The sequence below is a fragment of the Blastococcus sp. SYSU D00695 genome, from assembly GCF_054050555.1.
Window position 1 is genome coordinate 56,387 of record NZ_JBJGZP010000013.1, and the last position, 21,371, is coordinate 77,757.

Consider the following 21,371-nt stretch of genomic DNA (forward strand, 5'->3'; position numbering starts at 1 on the left):
GCGCGTCCCGGCGGGGGATAGCGTTGCGCGGTGACGGTCACCGACGTGCCCCTCGACCCCCCTGGCACGGCCGGTGCCGGCGGCCCGGTACCCGAGTGCGACGCCACGCGGCGGATCGGCAACCTCGTGCGGGACGCGCGCCGCCACCGCGGCCTCACCCAGGCGCAGCTGGCCGAGCGGCTGGGCACCGACCCCGCCGCGATCGCGCGCATCGAGCAGGGCGGCCAGGACGTCACCCTGGAGCTGCTGGGCCGCCTGTCCGAGGCGCTGGACAGCGAGCTGATCACCGTCGGCCCGAGCGGCCCCGCGCACCTGCGGGTCACCGGCGGGACGCCGCTGCGGGGCCGGGTCACGGTCAAGTCCTCGAAGAACGCCGCCGTCGCACTGCTGTGCGCCGCGCTGCTCAACCGCGGCCGCACGACCCTGCGCAACGTCGCCCGCATCGTCGAGGTCGAGCGGATCCTCGACGTGCTGCGCTCGATCGGCGTCTCGGCCGTCTGGGACGCCGACGGTCACGACCTCACCCTCGTCGTCCCCGACGAGCTGGACCTGGCCGGCATCGACGCCGACGCCGCCCGCCGGACCCGCAGCATCATCATGTTCCTCGGGCCGCTGCTGCACCGCGCCGGCAGCTTCCGGCTGCCCTACGCCGGCGGCTGCGACCTCGGCACCCGCACCGTCGAGCCGCACATGATCGCGCTGCGCCACTTCGGCCTGCAGGTGGAGGCGCACGCCGGGGAGTACCGGGCCACCGTGGCGCCGCCGGCGACCGCCGACCACACGATCGTGCTGACCGAGCGCGGCGACACGGTCACCGAGAACGCGCTGCTGGCCGCCGCCCGCACCGACGGCACCACCACCATCCGCAACGCCAGCTCCAACTACATGGTCCAGGACCTGGTCCTGTACCTGCAGCTGCTCGGGGTGGACATCGAGGGCCTGGGGACGACGACGCTGGTCGTGCGCGGCCGGCCGGTGCTCGACGCCGACGTCGACTACACGATCAGCGAGGACCCGGTCGAGGCGATGAGCCTGCTGACCGCCGGCATCGTCACCCGCTCCGAGCTGACCGTGTGCCGGGCGCCGGTGGAGTTCCTGGAGATCGAGCTCGCCGTCCTCGCCGAGATGGGCCTGCGCTACACGCTGTCGCCGGAGTACCGGGCGGCCAACGGCCACACCCGGCTGGCCGACGTCACCATCGCGCCGTCGGACCTGCGGGCGCCGATCGACAAGATCCACCCGATGCCGTTCCCCGGCCTCAACATCGACCACCTGCCGTTCTTCGCGGTGATCGCCGCGGCGGCCGAGGGCTCGACGATGATCCACGACTGGGTCTACGACAACCGGGCGATCCACCTGTCGGACCTGACCCGGCTCGGCGCCGACGTCCGCCTGCTGGACCCGCACCGGGTGCTGGTCGGCGGCCCGACACGGTGGCGCGCGGCCGAGGTGGTCTGCCCGCCGGCACTGCGGCCCGCGGTCTGCCTGCTGCTCGGCATGCTCGCGGCGAAGGGCACCTCGGTGCTGCGCAACGTCGACATCATCGCGCGCGGCTACGAGCACCTCTACGAGCGACTGGTGGAGATGGGCGCCTCGATCGAGGTCTTCCGCGACTCGTGACGGACCCCGTGCCCCCCGGCCACTCGCAGGCTCGCGGCGGGCCCCTGCACGCGGGCCGGCGGCCGTGACCTGTGCGGTCAGGCGGCCGTGGGGAGGGTGACGCCGAAGCCGGTGAGGGCCAGGCGCAGCAGCACCGGGCCGGGGCGGCGCAGGTCGGCCACCCGCGCCGCGCTCAGCGCCTCGAGCTCGGCGACCCGGGCGGCCAGCGCCTGCGGCCCGCGCAGCCGGGCGGCGTGCAGCGCCGTCGCGTTGGCCCACACCTTGCGCCGCGACTCGCGCAGCAGGACCCGCGCGGCGCCGCGGTTGAGCCCCACCGCCAGCCGGTCGACGACGGTGCGACGGCTGCCGGCCGCCTGCAGCGCCACGTCCTCGGCGGCGACCCGGCCGGCGAGGACGGCGTCGATCCGCTCGTGGTCGCGCTCGCGGCGGGCCAGCACGGCCGGGTCGGCGAACTCCGTGGCCGGGATCACCCGGACCAGCGACTGCGGCAGGTCGCAGTTGATGTGCGCGTTCATCCCGAGCAGCACGTGCGCCTCCGGTCGGGCGCCGGCCCGGGTGCCGAACGCCGGCCGCCACGGCTCCGGCGCGGTCGCGGGGTCGCGGCGGTGGGCCTCCAGCGCGTCGAGGTAGAGCCCGGCGAAGTCGACGTCCCAGGCGCTGACCCAGGCCGGGTCCTCGAACGCGCCGGCGTCGATGGCCGCGCCGACCGCCCGCGTGGTGCGCAGGTAGGTGCCGAGGAAGAACCGCGCCGGGTCGCCCGCGGCCGCCATCGGCGCGAGCAGGTCCTCCATCCGCGCCACGAGCGCGTCGACGGCCTCCGTCATGGTGCCAGGCGCAGCCCGCCGGTCGGGCCGGCCCCGTCGCCGGGGCCCGCCGCGAGCGCGCGGGCGGTGGGGAGCACCGGGGGCCTCCGGCTAGATGAGCGCGTCGAGGCCGTCGTCGGGGGGCAGCAGTCCGGCGTCCACCGGCGGCCGGTGCGGCTGGTCCAGGCCGCGCATGCGCGCCGCGTGCAGGGCCAGCAGCAGGTTCAGCCGCAGCGTGGGGTCGGTGGTGAACGGCCCGAGCAGCCGCTCCAGCTTCCCGATCCGGTAGCGCATCGTGTTGTAGTGGAAGTGCAGCCGGCGCGCGGACTCCGCGACGTTGAGGTTGGTCTCCAGCAGCACCCGCAGCGTCTCGCGCAGGTCGGCGGAGTCGGGGTCGGTGGCGTCGGCGAGCGCGCCGAGCACCTCGTCGACGTAGGTGCGCAGCTCGGTGCTGTCCGGGATGAGCGAGAGCAGCCGGAAGACGCCGAGCTGGTCGAAGTGCGTGACCGCCGCCGGCCCGTGGATCTCCTGGCCCACGCCCAGCGCGCGCTGCGCCTGCTGGTAGGCCTCGCCCACCGCGGACAGCGACCCCGCCGGCCGGCCGATCCCGGTCGCCAGCACGCGGCCCACCCGGCGGACCCGGGCGTTGACCCGGGACGTGACCGCCGCGACCAGCGAGCTGATCTCCTCGGGGCTGCGCCCGTCGAGGGGCAGCACGGTGACGATCTCGGTGGACAGGCCCGCCACGGCGGCGCCGGCCACCTCGCCCTCCAGCGCCGACCGCCAGCCGTCGGCCAGCCGGTCCAGCACGTCCAGGGCCCGGGTGGGGTCGGCCGTGGGGTCGGCGGCGGTCTCGGTGGCGGTCACCAGGACGACGACCGGGCCGTCCAGGCGCCAGCCGAACGAGCGCGTCTGGGCGAGCACCCGCTCGGTGTGCCGCAGCGAGCCGGCGACCAGCCGCCGGACCAGGTCGCCCTGGAAGCGGAGCTCGACCGAGTGCACGGCCTGCTGGCGGATGACCGAGAGGGCCGCGACGACGGCGGCCCGCTCGAGCACCCCGCCGGCGCCCCACGGCAGCGGCCCGGTCCGGTCGACGGCGACCAGCCAGCCCTGGCGCTGGTCGCCGGCGACGATCGGGGCGACGGCGTACTCCCCCACCCCGCCGGGCAGCTCGTGGTGGCCCGGTACGAGGAGGATGCCGTCGGCCGGGGACAGGTCGGCGCCGGCGAGCACCTCGGCCGGGGTGACGACGGCCTGCACTGCCCGCTGGCCGGAGATCCGCCGCGCGGGGGCCATCTCGGCCATCAGGTCGTCGGCGGCGGCGTCGAGCAGCCAGAGCCAGTCGCTGATCTCGGCGACGTCCTCGGGCGGGCCGGCGCTGGTGACGATCTCGCGGTCGGGGCCCAGCCCCAGGACGGCGGCGCCCTCCAGGTAGTCGGCGAGCTGCTCGGTGACCTCGGCCAGTCCGCCGCCGCTGAGCGCGACGTCGATGAACTGGTCGTGCATCCGCAGGGACAGCGCCAGCGCCTCGGCCTGCTTGCCGACGACCGCGCCCAGGACCTCGGAGACGACCTCGTCCATGCGGGCGGTGGCCGGCACCGCCAGGACGGGGAGGCCGCGCCGGTCGGCCTCGGCGAGCACCTCCGGGGGGACCGGCGCCGGCCCCTCGGCCCGCCGGAAGGCCAGGCCCGCGGTGCCCATGGACACCAGCCGCTCGACCAGGGCGCGGCAGTTGGCCGCGTCCGCGGACGGGAGCCGGCTGCCCAGGACCACCAGCACGTCCGGGCCCGCCACCGCCAGCGGGTCCGCCGGGTCGTCGACGACCATGTGCCGGACCAGCCGGGAGCGGCCGGCCGCCCCGGCGACGAGCTCCGTCCCGGCCAGGCCGGGCAGGCGCAGCGCCTCGTCGAGGGGCAGCCCCGAGCGCTCCTGCCAGCTGGCCTGCTGCGGCCGGACGTCGGTCACCGGGCCCCCTGCCGGACGGCCCCAGCCGTCGTGTTTGACTGCCGCTCGCCTCGGGTACAGACCATGGCCACGTTGACGCTGCGCAGTTGGCTCGTCACCGTGCGTATCTCTCCCCTGCGAGTCGTGACTCTGTGTGAGCGTCCGCGTACATGTAGCTCGTGTGGTCGCTCCACGATTGGCGCCATTCTGTCAGTAGTCCCCGGGCAGCCGTACCCATTCTTGGCGAGATCCGCCATATTTCGGCCCGCGACGCGCCGAATAGGTTCGAAGTCCGGATCCACCCCGCTCGCTGGATGGTAGGTGGCCACCGTTCCCGCGGAGCCCCGACCCCCGGTGGAGGGGCGGCACCGGGCGGGGGCTCCGAACAGGGAGGGCCCGCGCCGATCCGACGGGGAAGGGCCCTCGATGCGCACCGTCCACGACAGCACCCCGGCCGCCGCCGGCACCTCGACGCCGCGGGGGCGGGCCGCACGAGCCGGCGTCCCCACCATCCCGCTGCCGCGCGAGTCCGCGCAGGCCACCGCGCGCACCGCGCCCGTCTCCCGCCCCGCGAGCGCCGTGCCGGCCTCGGCCAGCACCGGCATCGCCGACCTCCTGCGCGGCCCGGTCCGCCCGGCGCGCGTCCTCACCAGCCTCCCGGCCGCGGTGTACCTGCAGGTCACCACCGAGCGCGGTCCGGACGTCGTCGGCGTGCTGACCAGCGACGCCGCCCGCCTCCCGCTGGGCTGCGTGCTCTTCCGGCCGAGCAACGGCCGGCCGCTCGTGGCCCTGCCCGCCGGCGCCCCGGCCGAGGTCGGCGGCGGCCGGATCGTCGTCGGGGACCTGGCGGTCAGTGCCGCCGCCTGGTGGGACGCCCGCCCCAAGCTCCCCAGCGCCCGGCCGGCCCTGCTCCCCGAGGGCGTCCGCCAGCTGCGCACCGCCCTGTACGGCGAGGGGCCGCACAGCGCCTTCACCCTGCCGGGGCTGCCCGGCGGCCCGGGCGGGCCGCTCGCGGCGCTGCGGGGTGCGGTGCGCCGCGCCGACCTGGACGCGGCGCTCCGGACCGCCACGCGCCTGATCGGTCTCGGCCCGGGCCTCACCCCGGCCGGCGACGACGTCATGGCCGGCACCATGGCCGGCCTGGTGCTCCTCGGGCACCCGGCGGCCGAGCGCTTCGCCGGTGGCGTGTTCGCCCTGGCCGCGGGCCGCACCACGGAGCTGTCCCGGGCGCTGCTGCGGCACGCGGCGGCCGGCCGGGTCAGCGGCGAGTTCTCCGCCGTCCTGCACGGCCTGGTCGGCGAGCGCCCGCTCGGCCCGGCCATCGCCGGGCTCATGGCCGCCGGGTCGACCAGCGGCCGCGCGCTCGCGCTGGGCCTGAGCACCGCGATCGACCTGGTCGAGCGGACCGCCCGCCCGCGCTGATCCCCGGTCGGCCTGGGTGCCGGGGCCGCCGCCCACCGTCCGGCGGCCCCCGCACGCCCTGGCCGTCGTCGTCCGTCCCGACACGGCGTTCCGGCGGCCACCGATGAGTCCGGCGCCGCCCCGTCGTCCTCCTCGTGATGCCGCCCGCCGCCGGAGCCGGGCCGCCGGACCCCCAGGAGCCGCCATGTCCTTCCAGGCCTACCTCGACGCGATCGAGCAGAAGACCGGGCTGACCCCGCGCCAGTTGCTCGACCGGGCCCGCGAGCGCGGCTTCGAGGGACCCGCCACGAAGGCCGGGCCGGTGCTGACCTGGCTGGCCGAGGAGCACGGCCTGGGCCGCGGCCACGGCATGGCGCTCGTGCACGTGATCAAGAACGGGCCGACGATCAGCGCGAAGCACGTCGGCAGCAGCGGGGTCCACCGCGACGAGTCCGACACCCTGTGGCTGGACGGCGCGGCGACGAAGCCGGCCTGAGTCAGCCCGGGACGCCGACGGGCCCGGGCAGCAGCGGCCCGAGGGAGTCCCACTGGGCGATCCGGCAGCCGTCGGTCCGCGACAGCGCGAGGTCGACGGCCTCCCCCGCCCAGCGTCCGGTCACGCGGGCGGTCTGCGGACCGCCGTACTGCTCGGTGCACGCGACGTCGGGCGGCAGCGCGGCGAACGGCGCGTCCCGCCCCGCCAGGTGCTCGCAGGCGGCCCGCGGGTCGGGCAGGGTGCCGGCGGCGTCCCCGCCGCAGGTCAGGGTGTACTCCTCGACCGGGCCACCGGCGCCCCGGTCGACGGCAACGGTCAGGCCGTCCGCGGGAGGCGGCGGGGGCGCTCCGGCGTCCCCACCGCCGGGCCGGTCGGCGCAGCCGGCGGCCGCCACCAGCGCGAGGAGCACCGCCGGCCACCCGGCCCGCGCGCGGACGGGCGTCCCGGACGTCCGCACGGGAGCGCTCAGATGCGGCAGGCGTGGATGCTGGTGACGAGGATGGCGCGGGCGCCGAGCTCCCACAGCTCGTCCATCAGCCGGTTGGTCTCGGTCTGGCGGACCATCGCGCGCACCGCCGACCAGCCCTCGGTCTGCAGCGGGCTGACGGTCGGCCCCTCCAGTCCGGGCGTGATGGCGGTGGCCCGGTCCAGCAGCTCGTTGGGGCAGTCGTAGTCGAGCAGCACGTACTGCCGGGCGACCAGCACGCCGCGCAGCCGCCGGCGCAGCTGGGCGACGGCGGGGCTCTCCTCGGTGCCGCCGCGGCGCACCAGCACCGCCTCGCTGGCCAGCACCGGCTCGCCGATGATGTGCAGCCCGGCGGCCCGCAGCGTCGTCCCGGTCTCCACGACGTCGCAGACGGCGTCGGCGACGCCCAGCCGGCAGGCGGTCTCCACCGCGCCGTCGAGCTTCACGACGCCGGCGTCGATGCCGTTGTCGTCCAGGTAGCGCCGCAGCAGCACCGGGTAGGCCGTGGCGATCCGCTTGCCGGCCAGCTGCTCGGGCTTCTCGATGCCGGACTCCACCGGGCTGGCGAACCGGAACGAGGACCGGCCGAAGCCCAGCGGCATGACCTCGACGGCCGAGTGCCCCGAGCCCTCGGGCGGGGCGGTCTCCAGCAGCATGTCGCGGCCGGTGATGCCGACGTCGAGGGTGCCGGCGGCGACGTAGACGGCGATGTCGCGGGGCCGCAGGTAGAAGAACTCGGTGTCGCTGTCGGGGTCGTAGACGGCGAGGTCCTTCGTGCTGCGCCGCTGCCGGTACCCGCTCTCGGCGAGCATCTCGGCCGCGGGCTCGCTCAGGGCCCCCTTGTTCGGGACAGCGACGCGCAGCACTGGAGGTCTCCTCCGACGTGAGATGACAGGGCGGCCCCCGAGCAGGGCCCCGCGGCGCGCGGAGCGTGGCGCGGGGGGCTCGGGGGTCCTTCGACTTCTTCAGAGGTGAGCGTAGACGTCGTCCAGGGTGAGCCCTCGCGCGAGCATGAGGACCTGCACCCGGTAGAGGAGCTGGCTGATCTCCTCCGCCGTCCGCTCCTCGCCCTCGTGCTCGGCGGCCATCCAGCTCTCGGCGGCCTCCTCGACGACCTTCTTGCCCGCGGCGTGGACCCCGTCGCGCACCGCCGTCACCGTCCCGGAGGCCGGGTCGCCGCCGGCGACCTTGGCCGACAGCTCGGCGAACAGCTCGTCGAAGGTCTTCACGCTCGTCCTCCCGGGGCCGGGGCCGCGGGGGTCCCGGTCGTGCCCTGCGGCGCGCGCAGGTCGCGCAGGGTCAGTGCCGTGGCCAGTGCCGCCACCGCGGCCTCCCAGCCCTTGTCCTCGGGCGACCCGGGCAGCCCGGCGCGGTCCCGGGCCTGCTGCTCGGTGTCGCAGGTGAGCACGCCGTTGCCGACCGGCCGGCCGGCGTCCAGCGCGACCCGGGTGAGGCCGCCGGTCACGGCGTCGCAGACGTACTCGAAGTGCGGCGTGCCGCCGCGCACGACGACGCCCAGGGCCACGACGGCGTCGTGGCCCGCGGCCAGCGCCTGCGCGACGACCGGCAGCTCCACGGCACCCGGCACCCGGACGACGGTCGGCTGCGGCACCCCGCACGCGGCGGCGGCGGCCACGGCCCGCTCCAGCAGCGCGCCGGTGAGCTCCTCGTGCCAGGTCGTGGCGACGATGCCCAGCGTCAGGCCCGCGGCGTCGACCGCGGCGGCCTCGGGCGCCCCGGAGCCGCTCACAGCGCCTGCTCCTGCTGGCCCAGCGGGACGTCGGTGCCGGGCACGGTCGGCGCGTCGCCGGGCAGCTCCTCGGGCTCGAGGATGTCGAGCAGGTGGCCCATGCGGTCGCGCTTGGTCCGCAGGTAGGCCAGGTTCTCCGGGGTCACGTGGCTGGGCAGCGACACCCGGCCGACGATCTCCAGCCCGTACCCCTCCAGGCCGGCGCGCTTGGCCGGGTTGTTGGTGAGCAGTCGCATGGTGCGGATGCCGAGGTCGACGAGGATCTGCGCGCCGGTGCCGTAGTCGCGGGCGTCGGCGGGCAGGCCCAGGTCGAGGTTGGCGTCCACGGTGTCGGCGCCGCGGTCCTGCAGCTGGTAGGCCTGCAGCTTGTGCAGCAGGCCGATGCCCCGGCCCTCGTGCCCGCGGACGTAGAGGACGACGCCGCGCCCCTCGTCCGCGACCGCCTGGAGCGCGGCCTGCAGCTGGGGGCCGCAGTCGCAGCGCAGCGAGCCGAAGACGTCGCCGGTGAGGCACTCGGAGTGCACGCGGACCAGCACGTCCTCGCCGTCGGCGATGTCGCCGTGCACGAACGCGACGTGCTCCCGGTCGTCGTAGGTGCTGCGGTAGCCGACCGCGGTGAAGGTGCCCGCGGGCAGCGGCACGATGGCCTCGGCGACCCGCTCCACCAGCTTGTCGAACCGCTTGCGGTAGGCGATGAGGTCGGCGATCGAGACCATCACCAGGTCGTGCTCGTCGGCGAAGGCCCGCAGCTCCCCCGCGTGCGCCATCCGCGTCGGCTCCTGCTCGCTGACCAGCTCGCACAGCACACCCGCCGGTCGCAGGCCGGCCAGCCGGGCCAGGTCGACGGCGGCCTCGGTGTGCCCGGGCCGGCGCAGCACGCCGCCGTCCTTCGCGCGCAGCGGGACGACGTGCCCGGGCCGCGACAGCTGGGTCGACGTCGTGGCGGCGTCGGCGAGCAGGCGGATGGTGTGCGCCCGGTCGGTGGCCGAGATGCCGGTGCCCACGCCCTCGCGGGCGTCGACGGTGACGGCGTAGGCGGTGCCGTGCCGGTCCTGGTTGACCCGGTACATCGGCGGCAGGTCCAGCCGGTCGGCGTCCTCCTCGGTGACCGCGACGCAGACGTACCCCGAGGTGTGGCGGACCACGAAGGCCACCCACTCGGCGGTGGCCAGCTCGGCAGCGAGGATGAGGTCGCCCTCGTTCTCGCGGTCCTCGTCGTCGACCACGACGACGGGACGCCCGGACTTGATGGCGGCGATGGCGTCCTCGATGCCGTCCAGCCGCACTCCCTGACCGCTCACCGGCGGGCCTCCAGCAGTCGTTCCAGGTACTTGGCGATCACGTCGACCTCCAGGTTGACCGGGCTGCCCGCCTCGCGGGCGCCCAGCGTGGTCTCGCGCAGTGTGGTCGGGATGAGGCTCACCTCGAACCACGGCTCGGGGTCGCGCACGGCGCTGACCGCGCTCACGGTGAGCGAGACGCCGTCGACGGTGACCGAGCCCTTCTCCACGGTGTAGGGGGCCAGCGCGGGCGGCAGCCCGATCCGCACGACCTCCCAGTGCTCGCCGGGCGTGCGGGCGAGGACGGTGCCGACGCCGTCGACGTGGCCCTGCACCAGGTGCCCGCCCAGGCGCCCGTCGGCGGCCATCGCGCGCTCGAGGTTGACCGGGTCGCCGGGGGCGAGCGCACCGAGGCTGCTGCGGCGGAGCGTCTCGGCCATCACGTCGGTGCTCCACACGCCGGTGCCGTCGTCGGCCGGCTCGATGCCGGTGACGGTGAGGCAGACGCCGTTGACGGAGATGGAGTCGCCCAGTGCGACGCCGCCGAGCGCGGTCCGGGCGCGGATGGTCAGCTGCGCCGCGTCCGTCTGCTCGGTGCGGGTGACGAGGGTGCCGACCTCCTCGACGATGCCGGTGAACACGATCAACCCCTCCCGTCCGGCCGCAGCCGGATCTCGACGTCCTGCCCGCGCCGGACGACGTCGGTGACCGTCAGGGTCAGCGCGCCGGCGATGGTGTTGATTCCCAGGTCACCCACGAGGGGCGGGCCGGCGCCGAGCAGCTTCGGCGCCAGGTGCAGCACGGCCTCGTCGACCAGGCCCGCGCGCCAGAACGCCGCCGCCAGCCCGGGGCCGCCCTCGAGCAGCACCCGGCGGACCCCGCGGTCGTGCAGCTCGGCGAGCAGCTCGGCCGGTCCGGGCGCCGCGCTCACCAGCGTGGGGGCCGCGCCGTCCCGCAGGCGGGCACCGGCGGGCAGCCGGCCGCGGCGGTCGGCGACGACGCGCAGCGGCTGGCGGGCGGCGTCGGTCCCGTCGGGGAGCCGGACCGTGAGCTGCGGGTCGTCGGCCAGGGCGGTGCCGGACCCGACCAGGACCGCGTCGCAGGTGGCGCGCAGCCGGTGCACCGCCTCGCGGGCCTCGGGGCCGGTGACCCAGCGGCTGGTGCCGTCGGCGGCGGCGACGCGCCCGTCGAGCGTCGCGGCGACCTTCCAGACGACGGCCGGGCGGCCGAGGCGGACGGCGGTCAGCCAGGAGGACAGCGCCCCGGCCTCGGCGGCGTCGCGCTCCACGCCGACCTCGACGTCGATCCCGGCCGCCCGGAGCCGCTGCGCGCCGCCCGCGGCCAGCTCCGTCGGCTCGGGGACGGCGACGACGACGCGGGCGACCCCGGCGGCGATCAGGGCGTCGGCGCACGGGCCGGTGCGGCCGGTGTGCGCGCACGGCTCCAGGGTGACGACGACGGTGCCGCCGCGGGCGCGGTCCCCGGCCCGGGCCAGGGCGGCGACCTCGGCGTGCGGCCCGCCGGGCGGAGCGGTGGCGCCCTCGCCGACCGGCGTGCCGTCGGCGGCCAGGACGACGGCCCCGACCGGCGGGTTGGGGCTGGTGCCGCCCAGCACCGACTCCCCGAGCGCGCGGGCCCGGGCCATGGCCGCGCGCTCGGCGCCCGCGGCCGTCTCGGCGGTCACCCGGGCAGTGCCGCGGCGGCGCGGGCGCGCAGCGCGGCGATCGCGCGCGCGGGGTCGTCGGCGCCGTAGACGGCGGACCCGGCCACGAAGACGTCGGCGCCGGCCTCGGCGGCCTGCTCGATGGTGTCGGCGTTGATGCCGCCGTCGACCTCGACGAGCACCTGCAGGTGCCCCGTGTCGACCAGCTCGCGGGCGCGGCGCACCTTGGGCAGCACCTCGGCGATGAAGGACTGGCCGCCGAAGCCGGGCTCCACGGTCATGACGAGCAGGGTGTCGAAGTCGCGCAGGACCTCGACGTAGGTCTCCAGCGGCGTGCCCGGCTTGAGGGCGAGGCCGGCGAGGGCACCGGCGGCGCGCAGGTCGCGGGCGACGGCGCGCGGGTCCCCGGTGCAGGCCTCGGCGTGCACGGTGACGTTGCGGGCGCCCAGCTCGGCGTACCCGGGCGCCCAGCGCTCGGGCGCCTCGATCATGAGGTGGCAGTCCAGCGGGACGGGGCTGACCGCCTGGATCGCCTCGACGACCGGCCGGCCCATCGTGAGGTTCGGGACGAAGTGCGCGTCCATCACGTCGACGTGCAGCCAGTCGGCGTCCGCCACCCGCTGCGTCTCCTCCGCCAGCCGGGCGAAGTCGGCCGAGAGCAGGCTCGGGGCGATGAGTGGAGCGCGGGACACGGGAACGGAGTCTAGGTCGCCACCCTGGCGGGCTCCCGGGTGACGCCCGCGACCTCACCCCGGAGGGGCGTCCCGGCCGCGGCCGGCGAGCCGTCGTGGCGCCGCGGGTCAGCGGGTCCGGCGCAGCAGCGACAGGAACATCGCGTCGGTGCCGTGCCGGTGCGGCCACAGCTGCCCGGCCGGCCCGCGCTCGACGCCGGGGACCTCGGGCAGCAGCGGCGCCACCGGCACCACCTCGACGTCCGCGCGCGCGGCGGCCGCGTCGACGACCGCGACCGTCTCGTCGGTGTGCGGCGAGCAGGTCACGTAGGCGACCACTCCCCCGGGCCGCACCGAGGCCAGCGCGCTGTCCAGCAGCTCGGCCTGCAGCGCGGCCAGCGGGGCGACGTCGGCCGCGGTGCGCCGCCAGCGGACCTCGGGACGGCGGCGCAGCGCGCCCAGCCCCGTGCAGGGCGCGTCCAGCAGCACCCGGTCGAACACGCCCTCGCCCCAGGGGCGCTCCCGCCCGTCGGCGACGAGCACCTCGACGTCGTCCTCACCGGCCAGCGCCTGCCGCACCAGCTCCGCACGGTGCGGCGCCCGGTCGGCGGCGGTGAGCCGCACCCCCGCGGGGCGGACGGCGGCCAGCAGGCCGGACTTCCCGCCCGGGCCGGCGCACATGTCCAGCCACGCGGCGTCGGGCCCGTCCAGCGGGGCGCGGGCCAGCAGCAGCGCGGCGAGCTGGCTGCCCTCGTCCTGCACCGCGGCCGCGCCCGAGCGCACCGACGGCAGCCGGCCCGGGTCGCCCCCGCCCAGCCGCACGGCGTACGGCGACCACCGGCCGGGCTGCCCGCCGGACTCCTCGGCCAGCTGCGCGCGCGGCACCCGGCGGGCGACCAGGTGCACCTCGGGGGCGGCGTCGTCGGCCAGCAGCGCCGGCTCCAGCTCCTCGTCGCCACCCAGCGCGTCCCGCCAGGCCCGCACCACCCACTCCGGGTGGTCGGTGGCCAGGGCGAGCCGCGCGTCGCCGGAGGCGTCCAGGCGCTCGAGCCAGGCGGCCCGGTCCCCGCCGGCGCCGACCTTGCGCAGCACCGCGTTCACCAGCCCCGCGGCGCCGGCGCCGACGATCGCCCGGGTCAGGTCGACGGTGGTGTCCACGGCCGCGTGCGCCGGCACCCGCAGGTCGACCAGCTGGTAGGCGCCCAGCCGCAGCAGGTCCAGCACGCGGGGGTCGAGCTCGCCCAGCGGCCGGTCGACGAGCGTGGTCAGGACGGCGTCCAGCGTGCCCTGCGCCCGCAGCGCCCCGTAGGCCAGCTGGGTGGCGAACGCCGCGTCCCGGGTCTCCAGCCGCCGCTCGCGCAGCAGCTGGGGCAGCAGCAGGTTGGCGTAGGCCTCGCGCGCGGACACGGCGTCGAGCACGTCGTAGGCGGTCAGCCGGGCGCCGTCCAGCTGGGCGCGGGGGCGCCGGCCCTGGTGGCTGCCCGACCGGCCGGCGGGGCGGCCGCCGCGCCGGGGCGGGCGGGTCACCCGCCCACCCGCTCGCCGGCCGCCGGCCGCGCCCCGCGGGCCCAGTCCGCCGCCGGCAGCATGCGCTTGCCGGCCGGCTGCACCTCGCCCAGCCGGACGGCGCCGCGGCCGGTGCCGACCAGCACCCCCGTGGGGCCGACGGACAGCTCGCCGGCCTCGAGCCCCAGCGAGGTGGGCAGCGGCTCGACCGGGCCCAGGCGCAGCCGGTCGCCGCGCCACGTCGTCCACGCACCGGGAGCCGGGGTCACCCCGCGCACCCGCCGGTCGACCACGTGGGCGGGCAGCGTCCAGTCGACCCGGGCGTCGGCCACCTCGATCCGCGGCGCGAGGCTGATGCCCTCGCCCGGCTGGGGCCGCGCCTCCAGCGCGCCCGCGGCGATGCCGTCGAGCGTGGCCAGCAGCAGCTGCGCCCCGCTGACGGCCAGCCGGCCCAGCAGGTCCCCGGCGGTGTCGCGCGGCCCGACCGGCTCGGTGACGGTGCCGAACACCGGCCCGGTGTCCAGGCCCGCCTCCAGCCGGAAGGTGGAGGCCCCGGTGACCTCGTCACCGGCCATGATCGCGTGCTGCACCGGCGCGGCCCCCCGCCAGGCGGGCAGCAGGGAGAAGTGCAGGTTGACCCACCCGTGCGCGGGCAGGTCGAGCGCGGCCGGCGGCACCAGCGCGCCGTAGGCGACGACGGGCGCGCAGTCGACCGCGAGCCCGGCGAGCTCCTCCAGGAACGCCGGGTCCCGCGGCGAGCGCGGCTGCAGGACGGGCACGCCGGCGGCGTCGGCCCGCTCGGCCACCGGCGAGCGGCTGAGCGACCGGCCGCGACCGGAGCGCGCGTCGGGCCGGGTGAGGACGGCGACGACCTCGTGGTCGGAGCCCAGCAGCAGGTCCAGGGCGGGGACGGCGGGGGCCGGGGTGCCGGCGAACAGGAGCCTCAGTGGGGACTCACCTCCACGCGCGGCACCCAGGCGGCCAGACCGGCCCACTCGGCCTCGGCGAGGGCGGCCAGCGCGGCCTCGCGGGCGCCGGGGTCGAGCCGGTCGACGAACAGCACGCCGTCGAGGTGGTCGACCTCGTGCTGCACGGCGCGGGCGAGCAGGTGCGAGCCCTCGACGCGCACCGGGTCGCCGTGCATGTTCCAGCCGGTGGCGGCCACGTGCAGGTGCCGGCGGCAGTCGTAGGCGTAGCCGGGCAGCGACAGGCAGCCCTCGGGGCCCTCCTGCTGCTCCTCGCCGACCGGGGTCACCACGGGGTTGACCAGGTGGCCGACCTCGCCGTCGACCCGCCAGGTGAACACCCGCAGGCCGACGCCGATCTGCGGGGCGGCGAGCCCGGCGCCGCCGGCGGCCTGCATGGTCTCGGTCAGGTCGGCGACCAGGGTGCGCAGCTCGGCGTCGAAGTCCACGACCGGCGCGGCCGGGGTGCGCAGCACCGGGTCGCCGTACAGCCGGATGGGGGTCACGCTCACCCGACGATCGTAGGGGGCCTCCGGAGCGGCGATCATCGGCATCCGGCTGGTCGACACGCCGACAGGCGCGACCGTTCGCCGATGATCGACGAGCCGGGGCTCAGACCAGCTCGGTCGGGTCCAGCTGCACCCGGACGTGCTCGGCGGCCTTCCGGGCGCTGCGCACCCCCTGCACCTCGGCCAGCGCGTGCGCCAGCGCCACGCCCGCGGCCCGCGGGGTCCGCACCAGGTACCGCTCGCGGACGCCCTCCTGTCCCGGCCGCGGCTCCTCCGGGACCGGCCCGAGGAGGTCGGCCCCGTCGGGCAGCCGGGCGGCGGCGAGGAACTCCGCCAGCGCGGCTGGCGAGCCCGACAGCGACGCCATCCGGGTGGCCGGCGGGAAGCCCAGCTCGCGCCGGTCGGCGAGCTCCCGCTCGGCCAGCCAGCCCGGGTCCCACCGGACCAGCGCCTGCACCACGGGGTGCGCGGCGTCCGCGGCCACGACGACCTGGCCGCCCGCGGACGCCGGCCGCACCAGGGTCGCGGCGTTCATCCAGCGGCGCAGCGTCTCCTCCCCCGCCCGCAGGTCGGCCCGCCCCAGCAGCGCCCAGGAGTCCAGCAGCAGCGCCGCCCCGTAGCCGCCCTCGGCGACGGGCTCGGCGCCCGGGGTGGCGACGACCAGCGCCGGGCCGGTGGGGACCGTGGCGAGCACGCCGGAGGCCCGCCCCGACACCCGCACGGCGGCGCCGGGGAACGCCCGGCCCAGCTCCTCGGCGGTGCGGGAGGCACCCACGACAGAGGCGCGCAGCCTGGTCCCGTGGCAGTGCGGGCAGTCGAAGGTGGCCGCGGGGCGGGCGCACCAGCGGCAGGCCGGCACCCGGGAGCCGCCGGGGCCGGGGGTCGCCGCGATGCCCAGCGGGCCGGAGCAGGCGGCGCAGCGGGCGGGGGCGCGGCAGCGGTCGCAGGACAGGCCCGGCGCGTACCCGGCGCGCGGCACCTGCACGAGCACCGGCGCCCCGGCGGCGAGCGCCTCGCGGGCCACCCGGTGGGCGAGGCTGGGCAGCCGGGCGGTGCGCGCGGCGGGGTCGCGGGCCAGCTCGGCGTCGGCCCCCAGCGCCTGCACCCGCGGGGAGGCCGCGCGCAGCGCCGCGCGGTCGGCGGACAGCTCGTGCGCCCAGCCGCTCTCGACCAGCAGCGCGGCCTCGGCGGTGCGGGCGGTGGCGCCCAGGACCGCGGCGCAGCCGGCGAGGTGCGCCCGGTGCACCAGCACGTCCCGGGCGTGGGCGTAGGGGCCGCGGGGCTCGGCGTGCAGGTCGTCGCCGTCGTCCCAGATGGCGACCAGCCCGAGGTCGGTCACCGGGGCGTACACGGCCGCGCGGGTGCCGAGGACCACGCGGGCGCTGCCGCGGGCGGCGTCGAGGAACCGCCGGTAGCGGGCGTCGGGGGCGGCGTCGGCCCGCAGGACGACGGACGAGCCCTTCGGCAGCCGCTCGGCGGCCGCCGCCTCCAGGCGGTCCAGGTCGCGGCCGTCGGGGACGACGACCAGCGCGCCCCGCCCGCCGGCCAGCGCCGCCTGGCAGAGCTCGGCGAGCCGGGCCGGCCAGTCCTCCCCGGGCAGCGCCGTCCACACCGCGCGGGCGGGGCGGCCCTCGGCGAGGGCGGCGAGCAGGGCCGGCCCCGCCGGGTAGCGGGCGAGGCCGGCCGGGTCGGGCGCCGGAGGGGGCGGCGGCGGGTCGGCGGGCGGGCGCTTCTCGGCCGCGGCCCGCCGCGGCGGGACCGCCAGCCGCAGGACGTCGGACAGCGTGCCGCCCCACCGGTCGGCCACCGCGCGGGCGAGGACGGCGACCTGCGGGGTGAGCACCGGCTCGGACGAGACGACCTTGGCCAGCGGCGCCAGCTTCCCCGTGTGCTCGGTGGTGCTGCCCAGCTCGAGGACGAAGCCGTCGACCAGCTGCCCGGCGAAGCGCACCCGCACCCGGCAGCCGGGGCGGACCTGCTCGGCGAGCTCCGGCGGCACCGCGTAGTCGAAGGGCCGGTCCAGGTGGGCCAGCGGCACGTCCACGACGACCCGGGCGACCAGCGGTGCGGCGGGGAGGTCGGGAGAGGTCGTCATCGCCCGGCCGACGCTACCCAGCGGCGGTGACAGGCCCGCGTCCTCGGCCCCGGGACGACGGTGGCCCGTCCCCCCGGTCGGGGGGACGGGCCACGCGGGCGGTGCGGGGCGGCGCTACTGGCCGACGGCCGAGCGCAGCGCGTCGACGCGGTCGGTGCGCTCCCAGGGCAGGTCGACGTCGGTGCGGCCGAAGTGCCCGTAGGCGGCCGTCGGGCCGTAGATCGGGCGCAGCAGGTCCAGGTCCCGGACGATCGCGCCCGGGCGCAGGTCGAACACCGAGGTGATCGCCTTCTCCAGGACGTCGTCGGGCGCCGAACCGGTGCCGTGCGTGTCGACGAACAGGCCGACCGGGTGCGCGGCGCCGATGGCGTAGGCGACCTGCACCTCGCACCGCCGGGCCAGGCCGGCGGCGACGACGTTCTTGGCGACCCAGCGCATCGCGTACGCCGCGGAGCGGTCCACCTTCGACGGGTCCTTGCCGGAGAAGGCACCGCCGCCGTGGCGGGCCATGCCGCCGTAGGTGTCGACGATGATCTTGCGGCCGGTCAGCCCGGCGTCGCCCATCGGGCCGCCGATGACGAACTTGCCGGTTGGGTTCACCAGCAGCCGGTAGTCGCCGGTGGGCAGGCCGAGCGCCCGCAGCTCCGGCTCCACGACCAGTTCCTTGACGTCGGGCGCCAGCAGCTGCTCGATCGAGATGTCCTCGGCGTGCTGGGAGGAGACGACGACGGTCTCGACGCCGACGGGGCGCCCGTCCTCGTAGACGACGGTGACCTGGGTCTTGCCGTCGGGGCGCAGGTAGGGCACCGACCCGTCCTTGCGGACCGCGGACAGGCGGCGCGCCAGCCGGTGCGCCAGGGCGATCGGCAGCGGCATGAGCTCGGGGGTCTCGTCGGTGGCGTAGCCGAACATCAGGCCCTGGTCACCGGCGCCCTGGCGCTCGATCTCGTCGTCGGCGGTCCCGGCGGTGCGCGCCTCGTAGGCGGTGTCGACGCCCTGGGCAATGTCGGGCGACTGCGCGCCGAGGGAGACGCTGACCCCGCAGGAGGCGCCGTCGAAGCCCTTGCGGGAGGAGTCGTAGCCGATGCCCAGCACCGTCTTGCGGACGATGTCGGCGATGTCGACGTAGCCGGAGGTGGTGACCTCGCCGGCGATGTGCACCTGGCCGGTGGTGATCAGCGTCTCGACCGCGACCCGGCTGCGCGGGTCCTGGGTCAGCATGGCGTCGAGGATCGCGTCGCTGATCTGGTCGGCGATCTTGTCCGGGTGGCCCTCCGTCACCGACTCGGACGTGAAGAGGCGGCGTGGCACGGGGACTCCCAGGTGTTGGACGGACGATGTCCCCGTGCACGCTACCGGCGCCGCACGACGCGCGGTGACGGAGGCGTGCCCCGACCGGTGCTCAGCCCAGGCGGGCGGCGACCGCCGTCCAGATGCCGGCGGCGACCGAGTCCTTGCTGCCGGCGGGCAGCTCGGTGGCCGACCCGTCCGCGCCGAGGACGACGGCGGCGTTGTCGGGGCGACCGAACACCTGCCCGTCGGACACGTCGTTGACGACCAGCAGGTCGCAGCCCTTGCGCGCGAGCTTGGCCCGGCCGTGGGCGAGCACGTCGCCCTCGGCGTCGCCGGTCTCGGCCGCGAAGCCGACCACGAGCTGGCCGGGGCGGCGCTCGGCGACCAGCTCGGCGAGCACGTCGGGGTTGCGCACCAGGGGGACGGCGGAGGGCTCGTCCCGGGACCCCTTCTTGAGCTTGGTCGCGGCGACGGTCTCCGGCCGGAAGTCGGCGACGGCGGCGCTCATCACGACGACGTCGGCGACGGCCGCCTCGGCGCGCATCGCCGTCCGCAGCTCCTCGGCGGTGCCGACGCGCTCGGCGCGCACGCCGAAGGGCGCCGCGGCGTCGACGTTGGCCGCGACCAGCACGACCTCCGCGCCCCGGGCCGCGGCGACGCGGGCCAGCGCCCAGCCCTGCAGCCCCGAGGAGCGGTTGCCGAGGTAGCGCACGGGGTCCAGCGGCTCGCGGGTGCCGCCGGCGCTGATGACGACGCGGCGGCCGGCGAGGTCGCGGGGCAGCGCGTCGGCGCCGCCGGCGAGGACCAGCTGCGCCAGCGCGGCGACGTCGGCGGGCTCGGGCAGCCGGCCGGGGCCGGAGTCGGGGCCGGTGAGCCGGCCCACGGCCGGCGGCAGCACGATCGACCCGCGGCGGCGCAGCGTGGCCACGTTGTCCTGGGTGGCCGGGTGCAGCCACATCTCGGTGTGCATGGCCGGGACGAACACCACCGGGCAGTGCGCGGTCAGCAGCGTGGCGGTGAGCAGGTCGTCGGCGCGGCCGGCGGCCGCGCGGGCGAGCAGGTCGGCGGTCGCGGGGGCGACGACGACGAGGTCGGCGGTCTGCCCGATGCGGACGTGGGCGACCTCGGGGACGTCGGACCACACGTCGGTGGTCACGGGGTTGCCCGACAGCGCCTCGAAGGTCGCCGCACCGACGAAGTGCAGGGCGCCCGGGGTGGGGACGACGCGCACGTCGTGCCCGGCCTCGGTGAACGCCCGCAGCAGCAGGGCCGCCTTGTACGCGGCCACGCCGCCGCTGACCCCCAGCACGATCCGGCTCATGCGCCCATCCTCCCCCAGACGCGACGACGCCCCCGGCGACTGCCGGGGGCGTCCTCATCCCAACGGGTACCGATGGCGGTCACGCCACCAGCGGCCGGCCCCGGTCCAGAGGCTCGCCCCCGAGCTCGCGAGGGGGTGAGGAGGACCGGGGTCCTCCTCAGTTCTCGCCGGCCGTGTGGGTCAGCAGGCCCTCGTTGATCTCGCGGAGCGCGATCGACAGCGGCTTCTCCTGGGGAGCGGTGTCCACCAGCGGGCCGACGTACTCCAGCAGGCCCTCGGAGAGCTGGCTGTAGTAGGCGTTGATCTGCCGCGCACGCTTGGCGGCGAAGATCACCAGGCCGTACTTGCTGCTCGTGCGCTCGAGAAGCTCGTCGATCGGCGGGTTGGTGATGCCCTCGGGGGCAGGTGCGACTCCGGACACGGGTGGGCGTGCTCCTCAGATCGATCAGCGGGAGTGGGCGGCGGGCCGCGTCACTCGTGAGCGCCACCCCGACACAGGTCGGGCGCGGGCGCAGTCAGCAAGCCTACCAACTCGTCCGCGGCCCTGGCCACGTCGTCGTTGACCACCACCACGTCGAACTCCCCGGCGGCGTCCAGCTCGGCCTGCGCGATGGCCAGCCGGCGCTCCTGCACGGCGGCCGGCTCGGACCCGCGGCCGGCCAGCCGGCTGACCAGCTCGGCCCAGGAGGGCGGGGCCAGGAAGACCAGCTGCGCCTCGGGGGCGCGGGCCCGCACCTGCCGGGCGCCCTGCAGCTCGATCTCCAGCAGAGCCGGGGCCCCGGCCGCGAGGCGCTCGCGGACCGGGGCCACCGGCGTGCCGTACCGGTTGCCCGCGTACTCGGCCCACTCGAGCAGGCCGTCGGTGGCGATCAGCCGGTCGAACTCGGCGTCGTCGACGAAGTGGTACTGCACCCCGTCCACCTCGCCCGGCCGCGGGCGGCGGGTCGTCGCCGACACCGAGAGCCACACCTCGGGGTAGCGGCGCCGGACCTCGGCCACGACCGTGCCCTTGCCGACCCCGGAGGGGCCGGAGAGCACGGTCAGCCGCGCCGGGGTCGTGCGGGCAGGGGCATCGGGCACCACGTCGTCGTCGTCCTGTCCGGGTCGGGCGGTCAGCTGGTGGCGTCGGCGGAGACCTGCTCGGCCGCCACCTGCTCCCCGCCGAACTCCGCCTCCAGCGCGCGACGCTGGTTGGCGCCCAGACCGCGGACACGCCGGGTCGGGGAGATCTCCAGCCGCTCCATGATCTTGGCGGCGCGAGCCTTGCCCACACCCGGGAGCGACTCCAGGACGGCGCTGACGCGCATCTTGCCGATCACCTCGTCGGTCTCGCCCTGACGGAGGACGTCGCCGACGGTGGCGCCCTTGCTCTTGAGCTTCTCGCGGAGCTCGGCGCGCGACTTGCGGGCCGCGGCGGCCTTCTCGAGTGCGGCGGCGCGCTGTTCGGGAGAGAGGCTGGGAAGGGGCATCGTTGCGACCCAATCGTGTCGTCGCCGGCGACGGTGGACCCCGGCTGGTGGTTGTGCTCGTTGGGGACGGAGCTCCCGCGGGAGCCTGACGGCCAACCTAGTAACCGGCGTATGCGCAG

22 protein-coding genes are annotated in these 21,371 nt (G+C 77.2%); 3 read left to right on the plus strand and 19 right to left on the minus strand.

Annotated elements, in window-relative coordinates; genetic code table 11:
• The first annotated feature begins 30 nt into the window (after window positions 1–30).
• Window positions 31–1,620: a UDP-N-acetylglucosamine 1-carboxyvinyltransferase gene (locus tag ACI781_RS10745; RefSeq protein WP_456566086.1), complete on the plus strand. Its 1,590-nt coding sequence runs from the start codon at window positions 31–33 to the stop codon at window positions 1,618–1,620.
• A gap of 77 nt (window positions 1,621–1,697) precedes the next feature.
• On the opposite strand, the gene ACI781_RS10750 is transcribed toward ACI781_RS10745, so the two are convergent.
• Entirely contained in the window at window positions 1,698–2,444 is a 747-nt protein-coding gene (locus ACI781_RS10750) for a DUF5995 family protein (RefSeq protein WP_456566087.1), read from the minus strand.
• Between the two features lie 90 nt (window positions 2,445–2,534).
• Entirely contained in the window at window positions 2,535–4,388 is a 1,854-nt protein-coding gene (locus ACI781_RS10755) for a PucR family transcriptional regulator (protein ID WP_456566088.1), read from the minus strand.
• A gap of 405 nt (window positions 4,389–4,793) precedes the next feature.
• Here ACI781_RS10755 and ACI781_RS10760 point away from each other — a divergent pair, with 405 nt between their 5' ends.
• Window positions 4,794–5,789 carry a DUF2877 domain-containing protein gene (locus ACI781_RS10760; RefSeq protein WP_456566089.1) on the plus strand — a complete coding sequence of 332 codons (996 nt, stop codon included), beginning with the start codon at window positions 4,794–4,796 and terminating at the stop codon, window positions 5,787–5,789.
• 184 nt (window positions 5,790–5,973) lie between these two features.
• Window positions 5,974–6,264 (plus strand): DUF4287 domain-containing protein, encoded by a 291-nt coding sequence (locus ACI781_RS10765; RefSeq protein ID WP_456566090.1) that lies wholly within the window; start codon window positions 5,974–5,976, stop codon window positions 6,262–6,264.
• A 1-nt stretch (window position 6,265) separates the two neighbouring features.
• Here ACI781_RS10765 and ACI781_RS10770 read toward each other — a convergent pair whose 3' ends face one another.
• From ACI781_RS10770 to mihF, 17 genes are all read right to left on the minus strand, one after another.
• On the minus strand, window positions 6,266–6,673 hold the full coding sequence (locus tag ACI781_RS10770) for an SSI family serine proteinase inhibitor (RefSeq protein WP_456566091.1): 408 nt from the start codon (window positions 6,671–6,673) through the stop codon (window positions 6,266–6,268).
• A 56-nt stretch (window positions 6,674–6,729) separates the two neighbouring features.
• Window positions 6,730–7,596: an ATP phosphoribosyltransferase gene (hisG, locus tag ACI781_RS10775; RefSeq protein WP_456566092.1), complete on the minus strand. Its 867-nt coding sequence runs from the start codon at window positions 7,594–7,596 to the stop codon at window positions 6,730–6,732.
• A 99-nt stretch (window positions 7,597–7,695) separates the two neighbouring features.
• Window positions 7,696–7,959: a phosphoribosyl-ATP diphosphatase gene (locus ACI781_RS10780; RefSeq protein WP_456566093.1), complete on the minus strand. Its 264-nt coding sequence runs from the start codon at window positions 7,957–7,959 to the stop codon at window positions 7,696–7,698.
• Window positions 7,956–8,480, minus strand: a complete 525-nt coding sequence (ribH, locus tag ACI781_RS10785; protein WP_456566094.1) for a 6,7-dimethyl-8-ribityllumazine synthase — start codon at window positions 8,478–8,480, stop codon at window positions 7,956–7,958. The genes ACI781_RS10780 and ribH overlap by 4 nt, the downstream gene beginning before the upstream one ends.
• Window positions 8,477–9,781 (minus strand): bifunctional 3,4-dihydroxy-2-butanone-4-phosphate synthase/GTP cyclohydrolase II, encoded by a 1,305-nt coding sequence (locus ACI781_RS10790; RefSeq protein ID WP_456566095.1) that lies wholly within the window; start codon window positions 9,779–9,781, stop codon window positions 8,477–8,479. Before ACI781_RS10790 ends, ribH begins: the two co-directional genes overlap by 4 nt.
• On the minus strand, window positions 9,778–10,401 hold the full coding sequence (locus ACI781_RS10795) for a riboflavin synthase (protein WP_456566096.1): 624 nt from the start codon (window positions 10,399–10,401) through the stop codon (window positions 9,778–9,780). Before ACI781_RS10795 ends, ACI781_RS10790 begins: the two co-directional genes overlap by 4 nt.
• Before the next feature lie 2 nt (window positions 10,402–10,403).
• On the minus strand, window positions 10,404–11,444 hold the full coding sequence (gene ribD, locus ACI781_RS10800; RefSeq protein ID WP_456566097.1) for a bifunctional diaminohydroxyphosphoribosylaminopyrimidine deaminase/5-amino-6-(5-phosphoribosylamino)uracil reductase RibD: 1,041 nt from the start codon (window positions 11,442–11,444) through the stop codon (window positions 10,404–10,406).
• Window positions 11,441–12,115, minus strand: a complete 675-nt coding sequence (gene rpe, locus ACI781_RS10805; protein WP_456566098.1) for a ribulose-phosphate 3-epimerase — start codon at window positions 12,113–12,115, stop codon at window positions 11,441–11,443. The genes ribD and rpe overlap by 4 nt, the downstream gene beginning before the upstream one ends.
• Before the next feature lie 108 nt (window positions 12,116–12,223).
• Window positions 12,224–13,621 (minus strand): RsmB/NOP family class I SAM-dependent RNA methyltransferase, encoded by a 1,398-nt coding sequence (locus ACI781_RS10810; RefSeq protein WP_456566099.1) that lies wholly within the window; start codon window positions 13,619–13,621, stop codon window positions 12,224–12,226.
• The gene (locus ACI781_RS10815; protein WP_456566100.1) at window positions 13,618–14,595 is read right to left on the minus strand and encodes a methionyl-tRNA formyltransferase; all 978 of its coding nucleotides are present in this window, start codon (window positions 14,593–14,595) and stop codon (window positions 13,618–13,620) included. Before ACI781_RS10815 ends, ACI781_RS10810 begins: the two co-directional genes overlap by 4 nt.
• Window positions 14,544–15,077, minus strand: coding sequence for a peptide deformylase (gene def / locus ACI781_RS10820; RefSeq protein ID WP_456566101.1), 534 nt, complete (start codon window positions 15,075–15,077; stop codon window positions 14,544–14,546). The genes ACI781_RS10815 and def overlap by 52 nt, the downstream gene beginning before the upstream one ends.
• A 100-nt stretch (window positions 15,078–15,177) precedes the next feature.
• The gene (locus ACI781_RS10825; protein WP_456566102.1) at window positions 15,178–17,169 is read right to left on the minus strand and encodes a primosomal protein N'; all 1,992 of its coding nucleotides are present in this window, start codon (window positions 17,167–17,169) and stop codon (window positions 15,178–15,180) included.
• A gap of 114 nt (window positions 17,170–17,283) precedes the next feature.
• Window positions 17,284–18,480 (minus strand): methionine adenosyltransferase, encoded by a 1,197-nt coding sequence (gene metK / locus ACI781_RS10830; RefSeq protein WP_456566103.1) that lies wholly within the window; start codon window positions 18,478–18,480, stop codon window positions 17,284–17,286.
• A gap of 91 nt (window positions 18,481–18,571) precedes the next feature.
• Window positions 18,572–19,783, minus strand: a complete 1,212-nt coding sequence (gene coaBC, locus ACI781_RS10835) for a bifunctional phosphopantothenoylcysteine decarboxylase/phosphopantothenate--cysteine ligase CoaBC (protein ID WP_456566104.1) — start codon at window positions 19,781–19,783, stop codon at window positions 18,572–18,574.
• Window positions 19,784–19,940: 157 nt separating this feature from the next.
• Entirely contained in the window at window positions 19,941–20,204 is a 264-nt protein-coding gene (rpoZ, locus tag ACI781_RS10840; RefSeq protein WP_012949163.1) for a DNA-directed RNA polymerase subunit omega, read from the minus strand.
• Window positions 20,205–20,254: 50 nt separating this feature from the next.
• On the minus strand, window positions 20,255–20,863 hold the full coding sequence (gmk, locus tag ACI781_RS10845; protein WP_456566105.1) for a guanylate kinase: 609 nt from the start codon (window positions 20,861–20,863) through the stop codon (window positions 20,255–20,257).
• A gap of 32 nt (window positions 20,864–20,895) precedes the next feature.
• Window positions 20,896–21,252 carry an integration host factor, actinobacterial type gene (mihF, locus tag ACI781_RS10850; RefSeq protein WP_456566106.1) on the minus strand — a complete coding sequence of 119 codons (357 nt, stop codon included), beginning with the start codon at window positions 21,250–21,252 and terminating at the stop codon, window positions 20,896–20,898.
• Window positions 21,253–21,371 lie beyond the last annotated feature (119 nt).

Coding starts and splice junctions, on each gene's coding strand:
- ACI781_RS10750 (WP_456566087.1), bottom strand. CDS start 2,444: ATGACGGAGGCCGTCGACGCGCTCGTGGCGCGGATGGAGGACCTGCTC.
- ACI781_RS10760 (WP_456566089.1), top strand. CDS start 4,794: ATGCGCACCGTCCACGACAGCACCCCGGCCGCCGCCGGCACCTCGACG.
- ACI781_RS10765 (WP_456566090.1), top strand. CDS start 5,974: ATGTCCTTCCAGGCCTACCTCGACGCGATCGAGCAGAAGACCGGGCTG.
- ACI781_RS10825 (WP_456566102.1), bottom strand. CDS start 17,169: ATGACGACCTCTCCCGACCTCCCCGCCGCACCGCTGGTCGCCCGGGTC.
- coaBC (WP_456566104.1), bottom strand. CDS start 19,783: ATGAGCCGGATCGTGCTGGGGGTCAGCGGCGGCGTGGCCGCGTACAAG.
- mihF (WP_456566106.1), bottom strand. CDS start 21,252: ATGCCCCTTCCCAGCCTCTCTCCCGAACAGCGCGCCGCCGCACTCGAG.